Source organism: Frankia sp. CcCS3, assembly GCF_977927575.1.
This window is the reverse complement of the sequence record NZ_CDWRCL010000159.1, coordinates 1-9,364: the sequence shown is the minus strand read 5'-3', so window position 1 is coordinate 9,364 and position 9,364 is coordinate 1. Positions and strand designations below refer to the sequence as shown.

Here is a 9,364-nt window from a genome sequence, read left to right as displayed (position 1 = left end):
ACCCTCCCCGGCCGAACCGTCTCCCACCCCGCCAACACCAGTCGGCTCGCCGCAGCAGCTCCCGCAGCAGCAGAGCCGGCCTGTCTCCCAGCCAGACCAGCACACCCGACAGGCCGCGGACCGGGCCGCTACATGGACCCCGCAGCAGTACGTCGACGAGGTCGTCCGCCGCGCCGAACAGCGCAGGAACATCCGCATGGAGACTCTTCTCGCCGGCACACGGGCTGTCGTCTACCATTTTCCGTCCACCGTGCAGAGATTCAGAAGGCCGACCGCCAGGATCAGCGAGACCACGGCTATCACGCTGGCGATGGTGGTGGCGGAAAATGTAACGTACGAATTGGCGTCAAAATGTTGTTCGGAACTGAAGAACTATGCCGCCCAGTATTTTCGGGTGAGTCTCATGGACGAGCATGTACTGATGCCGTGCCTGGTGGCCAGATCGATTGACATGAAAGTTTCGATGCTCCAAAGTCCCGGCAGCCTGAAGGCGACCGTAAGCCCCGCCTTCGTGAATGTGACAGAAGGCAGTGTGACTGTTGTTGGCAGCCAGACGACGCTGTATGGGGCTTCACTCAAGAAAGCTCTCAACAACATCCTGCCGGGATTTTGAGGAAGGGCGGCGGGACCGATGCTGCCGGGCCGGGGACGGTACGGCGGAACAGGACATGCCCGCGCCGGGGTCCGGGGCTGCGATGATCGGGTGGCGGTCGCATGAGTCGGGGAAGCGGGAGCGGGCAGGTATTGCGGGCCCTTGCCCAGCTGGCTGCGGAGGTGATCGAGCGCCGCCGGGAGGCCGGCGGCCGGCCTGGGGCAAGCGGTGTCCGACCGGGAACCCATGAGACCGGAACGCCTGCCTCCGGGACCTGCGGGCGAGACGTGGCGGAGGGAAGGGGCGGCGGGGCGAGGCCCCAGAAGCCTGCGGAAGCAGCGCGGATCGCCGGGCGCTGGTGCTCCCTGGAGCGGGTGAGCCCGGGGTCCGGCGGGCTGCGGGATTTCTATCTGGACATCGTCATTGGGCCGGACGGGCTCTTCCGGGGCAGCCATGCGGGGTATTTCTGCGTCGACGTGCCGGTGTTCGGCCCATTCGGGGTTCCAGCGCGGGACTGCCGGCGCGGGGATCGGCTGTACCCGGCACACGGCCGCCTCGACACGGCGTCCGGGCGCGGCCGGATCGTGCTGGCCGATACCGGGCGCAGCGCCTTCGGTTTCGAGTCGGCACCCGGCCAGATGACCCTTCTGCTCGACACGGGGCTCATCCCGGGCAGCCCCCGCCTGTACCGGCGGGCGGTTCTCCTCCGGAGCGGCCAGGGGTAAAGCTCCGGGGGTACCTATGTGGAGACTCCTCAACGCGGGCAGGCAGGACGTCCACGCCGCGCGGGCCCGGCGCAGGGCACGGGCGAGGCACACCTGGCGGTCCCGTCTCGCCTGACCACCGCGGCCGCACAGCTCGGCCAACCCTGGCTGTCCGTCTGCCGGTACTGTGATCCACAGGTGGGATCTCGGACCGTGCGGCGGGGGTGCGGTGAGTGAGTTCGAACACGACTGTTTTCGTCGGTCGGTCAGCTGAGCTCGGCCAACTCGCGGCACAGTTCGCCGCCGCTGTCGCCGCGTACGGGTGCCGTTGTGTCCTAGTCGAAGGCCGCGCCGGGGTCGGGAAGACCACGTTGTTGAACCGGTTCCTAACGGACCTGGCAGCCGACCGCGGCGAAAACTCCGGTGATGGCTCCGCGGCAGAGGCCGGGCCCACGTTCCGTGTCTTCCGCGTCGCGGCCGGTGAAGGCGAGCGTAGGCACGATCTGGAGCTTTCGGCTCGTTTGCTCGACGTGCTGGGCGCCCCGGCCACCATGGCTGGCGATGCTTCCAGGCCTCTCGACGACCAGCGGATCCGCTGGACCGGCGACCTGCTGACCCGTGCCGTCACGGACCTGTGCGCCGCCGGGCCGGTCGTTCTGCACCTCGACGACATCCACTGGTGCGATCAGCCCTCGCTACGGCTGGTCAACTATCTGCTGCTGCGTTCCGGCCGGCTGCCGCTGCTGCTGGTGCTGACCGGGCGTCCACACAGCTCCCCGGGCCTCGACGAGCTGCGCCGTCACGCCGAGGTGGGCGGGACCGTCCTGCGCCTCGACGGCTTCGACGCCGACGAACTCGATGAGCTGTGCGACGCGGTCGGGGCCGGGCGCCAGCCGCGTCGCCGACTGCAGTCCCTCGTCGATGCCACCGGGGGAAATCCCCTGTGGCTTGCGATGCTGCTTGCCCACCAGGGCGGGAACGCGATCGCCCCGGCGACGGATGTGGGGGCACCACCGCCGCCGGAGTCGCTGGCCTCACTGGTCCATCGTCGTCTTGCCGCCTGCCCGCCGGACGGGCGCCGGTTCGCCGCAGTGGTCACCGTCCTGGGTCGGGCCTGTGCGCCGGCGCAGGCCGCCGTGATCGCCGATGTCGCCAACCCGGCCAGTGCTCTCGGGGACGCCCTGCGCCACGGTCTGGTCACCACGTCCGGTCAGCCGCCGCACCTGCGGGTGGTCCCGCCGCATGCGCTGATCCGCGCGGCCGTCTACCACGCCCTCGACCTCGCCGAGCGGACAGCGCTACACCTGGCGGTGGCCCGGTCATCCACCGACCCGGCCACCGCGTTGGAGCACCGCGCCGCGGCCACGCTAGTCCCGGACGGCGCGCTCGCGGTCGAGCTGGAGCAGCAGGCCGCAACCGAATCAGCCGCCGGTCTGCACATCCGCTCGGCGGACCATCTCATGCTCGCCGCCGCGGTGAGCCCGGACCAGGCCCGAGCCCGCGGCCTGCGGCTGGACGCGGCGATGTCGTTCCTGCAAGGCGGTGAACAGGACGAGGCGGCCGCGGCGCTGGGCGACGGTGCGGGCCGCGACCCGGAAAGACCAGCCCGATACCGCTACGTGCGCGCCCATCTGGACCTGCTGTCGGGCGACCGGGAGGCAGGCGAACGCGGTCTGGTGGGCAGCTGGGCTGAGGCGCGTTCCACGGGCGACGCGGCGACCGCGGCGCAGAGTGCCGCCTGGCTGGCCCAGGTGAACATCCCGGCCGGCCACTACCGTGAGGCACAGCTCTGGGGCCGGCGCGCCTTCGCGGAGACGGCGGCCTCGTCCGCCCATCGGGCTCTGGGGCTGGTCTTCGTGGCCACCGCACTCACGGCCGAGCACGGTGGCCAGCAGGCCCTGGCGGAGCTCGACGCGGCCGGCGGCACCCTCGCCCCGACCGCGCACACCCTGGCCACGCTGCGAGTCGGCCGCGGGGTGACGCACCTGTGGTCGGGGAATCTGGCCGCCGCGGCCGAACAGCTCGCCCCCGGTGGCTACGCCGACATCGAATCGGTGCATCTGCGGTTCATCGGACTGGCCCACTACGCGGAGGCCACCTTCCGTTCTGGGAGGTGGGCCGAGTCCGCGGCCGGGGGGCGCGACGCCGTCGCACTCGCGGAATCTGCCGGGCACGTGTGGGTCATCGCCTTCGTCTACGCAACCGCCGCGCTCGTCCCGGCCGCCCGGGGGGAGGCGGCCGAGGCGGGCCGGCTGCTCACCCGCGCGGCGGAAAACGGTGCCCATGAAGTTCCAGCGCTGTGCGCGTTCCACACCACGGCCGCCGCGCACCTCGCCGCAGCCCTCGACGACCCGGCCGGGGTTGTCGCAGCCTGCTCCCGGGTGGCCCAACTCGCCCATCCGGGCGGGGCCATCGCCCCCGGCGTCTTCGACTGGCGCGACCTCCACGTCGAAGCACTGGTCCGGCTTCGCCGCCACGACGAGGCCGAGGCCGAGCTGGACCACTACGAGGCGCAGGCCCGGACCCGTGCCTCGCCCTGCGCGCTGGCCGCCGCGGCGCGGGCCCGCGGGACGCTGCTCGCCGCACGCGGCCATGGAGCTACTGGAACACGCCGCGGCCGAAGCGGACCGGCTGCACATGGTTTTCCCCGCCGCCCTGGCTCGGCTGCGCGCCGGCGAGGTGAACCGGAGCCTACGCCGGCGGCCGAAAGCCGAGGAGAATCTCCGGTCCGCCCTGGAAACCTTCACCAGCCTCGGCGCCCGGACCTACGCGGAGCGCTGTCACCGGCTGCTGGCGTCCCTCGGCGGCCCGGATGCCGCCGCGGGCTCGCGCACGGGGATGACGCGCCTGAAACTGCAACTGCTGCGGCGCATTCTCCGCGGCGACGACTTCGACGCAATCTCCGCCGAGCTTTACATCTCCCGGGGCCATGCCGAGAACCTGGCCCGCGACCTCTACCGGCTGCACGGTGTCGCCTCACGCGCCGAACTCGCCGGGCTGTATCTCGGCCTGCGGGGCCCAGGTCCCCATCCTCTTTCCCCGCTGGACCCTGACGATCCGCCGAGCAGGGAGGATCCGGGCCCGGACCTGGACCTGGATCCTCCGGGCGGCGGCTGACCGGGGTGGCGTCCCGAGCGTCCCGTCCTGGCAGGGGCCTGGGAAGACGCATGGGTTTCTCCACTGTAAGGCCGGATGATCCGCAGCCTACGATGCGTCCGTGTTCGGTAATCGGGGGAGACGGGCCGGGTCGGGATCCGTCGGCCGGCGGGGGTATGCGGGGCGCTGGTGCTCCGCGGAGCGGCTGGTCCCGGGGGCGGCCGAGCACCAGGGCTTCCACCTGAAGGATTTCCACCTCGACATTCAGGTAGCTGCCGACGGTCGTTTCGCGGGCGTGCACACCTCGTACATCACCGATGGCCGCTCCGCGACGGATCTGAGCCCCGCCGGTTTGCGGTACCGCCGTTCACACGTCGCGAACGGCCGGGCCCACGGGGTGCTCGACCATGGCTGCGGCACCGGCGAGATCATGCTGGAAGGCTATGGCGCCGCCGGTCTGAGGGTGCATCACGAACCGGGACGGCTGGTGCTGCATCTCGACACAGCACTGATCGCAGCCGCCCCCGCGCTTTACACCCGGGCCGTCCTGCTTCCGGTGGGCTGACCATCCCCCAGCAGCCCGGCGATGGGCGGGCCGGCCGGTGGGCAGGCGACGGATGGGCAGGCTGGCCGACGCAGGCGCCCCCTCTGTTGGAACGCGGCGCGGAGCTATCGGCAGCCGAGACCCTGATCGGGCGGATCGCCGGCCCGGTGCAGGGGCAGCCCGCGTTCGGTGGCGCCGCGACCGGTGGCGGAGTGCTGCTGGTGGAGGGCCAGGCCGGCCTGGGAAAGACGGCTCTGCTGGCGCGGATCCGCGAGCTCGCGCGCTCAGCGGGTGTCACCGTCCTCGCTGCCCGCGGCGACCTTTCTTACCAGGACTCCCCCTGGTTCGTCACCGCCCAGTTGTTCCAGCGTGAGCTGCTGGCGCACACACCGGCCGAGCTGGGGGAGCTGGTGGGCGAGCACGGGGAGATCCTCGCCCGGGCCGTCGGCCTCGGTGTCCGCGGTGACGTCTCCGGCCTACCCGGTGCGTCCGGTGCGTCCAGCAGGCAGAGTGGGCACGGCCCGGACCCGCGGGACGTCGCCGACGGACTGAGCAGGCTACGGGGGCCGCTGTTGCTGACGGTGGACGACGCCCACTGGGCCGACCGCTCCTCCTACGGCTGGATCTCCACGTTCGCGTCGCAGGTGGAGATGCTGCCGGTCGCGATAGTCATGGCCTGCCGCCCCGAGGAGCTCCCCCGCCGTTTCCCGTCCGCCATCTCGGCCGTCGCCGCCGCGGCCAGCCACCGACTGCGGCCGCTCAGCGCCGGAGGTGTCGCCGAGCTCGTCCGCCACGCGCTCGGCGACGGGGCGCAGGAGCCGTTCTGCGAGCGGGCCGGCGAGCTGACCGGAGGTATACCGCTCGTCCTCGTCGACGTGCTGTCCCGGGCTCGGGCACAGGATGTCACGCCGACCGGCGCGGGGCTGCCCGCCCTGACCGCGCTGGCGTCGAGGACGCTGGCCGCCCACCTGCTGGCACAGCTCGACCGGCTCGGCCCGGCGACGACGGAGCTGGCCAGGGCGGTGGCGATCCTCAGCTCTCGGGCTACCCTCGACCTGGCCGCCCGGGTGGCGGGCCTGAGCCGGCTGCAGGCCGAGGAGGCGGCCGACCGGCTACGGGCCGCGCTCGTCCTGCGACCCGATGGTCCCGGCGATCCGCCCACGTTCCCACATCCGCTGTACGCCGACGCGGTGCTGCGGTCGCTTCCCCGCCCGGACCACATCCGGCTGCGCCTGGCCTCGGCCCGGCTTCTGCTGGACCACGGCCATGGCTGCCTCGACGCGGCGGCACACCTGCTGTCGCTGCCCCCGCGGGGTGACGGGTGGGCCGCCGGAATCCTGCTTGCGGCCGGCCGGCTCAGCCTGGCCACGGGCTCGCCCGCCGAAGCAGCCGTGTTCCTGGACCGGGCCCGGCGTGAGCCGCCCCCGCCGGATGCGGCCGCCGAGGTGCTGCACAGTCTCGGCCTGGCCACCCTGGTACGGGACCCCCAGCAGGCGATATTTCATCTGTCCGCAGCCCTCGCGCAGCCCGGTCTGCGGCCGGGGCTGCGGCCGGGGCTGCGGCCGGGGCTGCGGGAGACCGTAGCACTGCGGCTGGCGAAGTCGCTGGCCCACGACGACCGGATGGCCGATGCGGTCCGGCTGCTCGACGTCGAGGCCCGCACGGCGGCGACCCACCAGGCCCGGCTACGGCTGCGTGCCGAGCACATGCTGTGGGCAATGTTCTGGATGGACGATGACGACGCGCACGCCCGTTCCCGGCGGCTGGCACGTCTGGTGCGGGGGATGTCCGGGCGGACGGTCACCGAACAGTCGCTGCTGGGCCTGCGGGCCTGGGACGCGATGTTGCGTGGGGAGCCGGCAGATACTGTCCTCGGCCTGGCGGCGGCCGCGCTGGGCACCGGGATGAGCTGGGTGGACGAGGACTGGGGGTTCGAGATCCCCGTCCTGGTCGCGCTGTGTCACCTGTACTGCGACCGACCCGAGCGGGCGCTGGAGCTGCATGCGACGGGCCTGGCGGAGCTGAAGAAGCAGGGCTGGCACGGTACCCATCTGGCGTTCGGCTACGCCCTGCACGGCCAGATCCACTACCGCACCGGGCGGCTCGTCGACGCCGAGTCTGCTGCCCGCCGGGCACTGCGGTGTGCCGGCTCCCTCGCGCCGCGCAGCCCCGCCCGTTGGTTCGCGCTGGGCACCCTGCTGCAGGCGCTGGTCGCCCAGGGAAAGATCGAGTCAGCGGAGCAGGTCACCGCGGCCCACAGTTACGGCGGCCCTTTCCCGGAGGCAGTGACAATCCCGCTGCCGCAGCTCGTCCGCGCCGAGCTGAGCCTGGCCCAGGGCCGAACCGTCGAGGCCGACGATGTCCTGACCGATCTGGGCCGGCGGTTGGACACCCGCGGCGCGGTCAACCCAGCATGGTGCCCATGGCTGGGGCTGCTTGCCCAGGCCCGGCGGCACACCGACCCGGCGCGGGCACGGGAGCTGGCGGACCAGGCCGTCTCGCAGACGCGGCGCACCGGCGTCGCCTCAGCCATCGGCCAGACGCTGTGCGCTGCCGGTACCGTCACCGGCGGGTCGGCCGGGCTGGCCCTGCTGGCCGAGTCGGTGCGCAGCCTGGAGGCCTCCCCAGCCCGGTACGAGCACGCCCTCGCCCTTACCGAGTACGGCGACGCGCTGCGACGCGCAGCCCGCAAGCGCGAGGCTCGTGAGGTGCTCCACCAGGCCGTAGACCTCGCCGCGAGCTGCGGTGCGCAGGCCCTGGCCGACCAGGCCGCTGAGCGCCTGGCGATGGCCGGCGGACGCCCGCGTCGCCCCCGGGGCTCCGGCGTCGCTGCGCTCACCGACCGCGAGCTGCAGATAGCCCGCTGCGCGGCCTCCGGCCAGACGAACGCCGCCATCGCCCGACACCTGCACGTCACGCCCTCGGCTGTGGAGAAGGCCCTGACCGGTATCTATCGCAAACTCGGCGTCGCGGGCCGCGGTGATCTACCCGGTCATTTTCGCTGACCGGGTGACCCCGGCTCCCGCATGCCGGCGATGTCGCCAGCCGGATTCGCCGGTGCGACCGAGCCAGGCGGTGAAAGCGATTGATGCCAGACCGAGGGGACGAAGAATCCGGGCGCAGCACACTCATAAACCCTTTGGGAGCAGTTCCACTCCGGCGAGATCACCGGAGTGGACGATCCAGGCCAGCCAAACCGGGGGCGATCCGTGCGGCTCCTGACCAGGGATGATACCCAGTACGGTACACCTGACCATCCTGCTCTCCGAGACGTTGTCCCACCTCGGCTGACGTGGAAACCGTCGATCGCGAGCAGGGCGTGGGGCAGCGCCTCGCGGGCGGCATAGGCGTAGGTCGTGGACATGTCGATCGTGACGGCCCAGATCCCGGCGCGTCACTGCTCGGGCTGGGCGGCCAGCCAGTCGACGTCGCCCGCAACGGTCCGGCCCTCGACGACCCCGAGCAGGCAATGCCCGCCGGTCGCGTCGAACAGCCCGGTCGCGCACCGGTCCGCGTCCGCCACCCAGCAGCCACTGACCGGGTCCTGGTGATAGCGGGGCCGGCCGCGGCGATAGTCGATCCCGAGCACACCCACCCTGGACCGCGGCTCGGACACCGACCGCCGCGACCGGCGCGCACCCCACCCCCACGCCGCCCACGGCGCCCGTGGCATTGATGCCCCCGCGGTGTCGGTAGGGAGAGTGACCGTGATCCCGGCCAGCTCGGCCAACCGGTCCAGCGCATCCTGGGCCGTGTGCCAGCTGGAGCCGAGCGCGTCGGCGACCCGGCGCACCGGGACCAGCCAGTCCCCCGACGAGATGGCCCCTCGTCTCCCGGCCCGACACCGAGACCCGCGCCCCCCGTACGGCCATCGGCCCGGTCTCGGCGAAGGTCCGCTGCCCGCACGCGTCGTTGTCGCAGTACAGCCTCCGCTTGTCCCAGACCACTGCCATCGTCCGGATCACCAGGTGCGCCAGCCGCTGCTCGACACGCTCACGCAGCGGCCCCGACCTGGCCTCACCGCCCGGGTAACACACCGCCATCCCCTCCAACGACGACAGGTACAGCTGCACCCAGCCCGACTCCCGCCGCTCGACGTGCACCACCCGGCAGCCCGACCATCCACGCGATATCCACATCCAACGACGTACCCCCGACCACGACACACCCGTTTCCCCGGCGATCATTTCCTCGACAATCATGATCTTGCCGGGAGTGGGTGCGTCGCCGTTTCCGGACACCATCGCCATCGCACTCCGCTACAGCCCTGAAGTTGCGAAGCGTCAGGCGTCGAACACGGCTTCAGGCGTAGTGTGCAGAGCCGGTTTGATGACGTATGCCTCGGCACCCGCTTGGGATTAGCGAAGCAGATTCCGCACCTAGTACTCCAGTGACAGTGATCCTTACGTGGTCGCGGCCCGCATGACG

Annotated in this window: 7 protein-coding genes; 5 read left to right on the top strand and 2 right to left on the bottom strand. The window is 71.9% G+C overall.

Translation table 11 applies throughout. The features are described 5' to 3' along the window. The 5 genes from AC08OQ_RS13925 to AC08OQ_RS13905 all read left to right on the top strand — a co-directional run. Positions 1–613, top strand: a 613-nt coding sequence (locus AC08OQ_RS13925) for a hypothetical protein (protein ID WP_476612101.1), incomplete at its 5' end; no start/stop codon positions are given. 101 nt (positions 614–714) lie between these two features. Next, positions 715–1,317 (top strand): hypothetical protein, encoded by a 603-nt coding sequence (locus tag AC08OQ_RS13920; protein WP_476601329.1) that lies wholly within the window; start codon positions 715–717, stop codon positions 1,315–1,317. A 212-nt stretch (positions 1,318–1,529) separates the two neighbouring features. Continuing rightward, a complete protein-coding gene (locus tag AC08OQ_RS13915) occupies positions 1,530–4,349 on the top strand; it encodes an ATP-binding protein (RefSeq protein WP_476601328.1) in 2,820 nt (939 codons plus the stop codon). A 164-nt stretch (positions 4,350–4,513) separates the two neighbouring features. Further along, on the top strand, positions 4,514–4,957 hold the full coding sequence (locus AC08OQ_RS13910; protein ID WP_476601327.1) for a hypothetical protein: 444 nt from the start codon (positions 4,514–4,516) through the stop codon (positions 4,955–4,957). An 86-nt stretch (positions 4,958–5,043) separates the two neighbouring features. Further along, a complete protein-coding gene (locus AC08OQ_RS13905; protein WP_476612100.1) occupies positions 5,044–7,941 on the top strand; it encodes an ATP-binding protein in 2,898 nt (965 codons plus the stop codon). Here AC08OQ_RS13905 and AC08OQ_RS13900 read toward each other — a convergent pair. Together AC08OQ_RS13900 and AC08OQ_RS13895 are read right to left on the bottom strand one after the other, a co-directional pair. Continuing rightward, positions 7,929–8,321, bottom strand: coding sequence for a transposase (locus tag AC08OQ_RS13900; RefSeq protein WP_462188086.1), 393 nt, complete (start codon positions 8,319–8,321; stop codon positions 7,929–7,931). The two genes, AC08OQ_RS13905 and AC08OQ_RS13900, sit on opposite strands and share 13 nt — an antisense overlap. A gap of 9 nt (positions 8,322–8,330) precedes the next feature. After that, a complete protein-coding gene (locus AC08OQ_RS13895) occupies positions 8,331–8,729 on the bottom strand; it encodes a hypothetical protein (RefSeq protein ID WP_462188079.1) in 399 nt (132 codons plus the stop codon). Between the last annotated feature and the right edge of the window lie 635 nt (positions 8,730–9,364).

Excerpts from the sequence above, each read along its gene's own strand:
- AC08OQ_RS13920 (WP_476601329.1), top strand. The coding sequence starts at position 715 with ATGAGTCGGGGAAGCGGGAGCGGGCAGGTATTGCGGGCCCTTGCCCAG.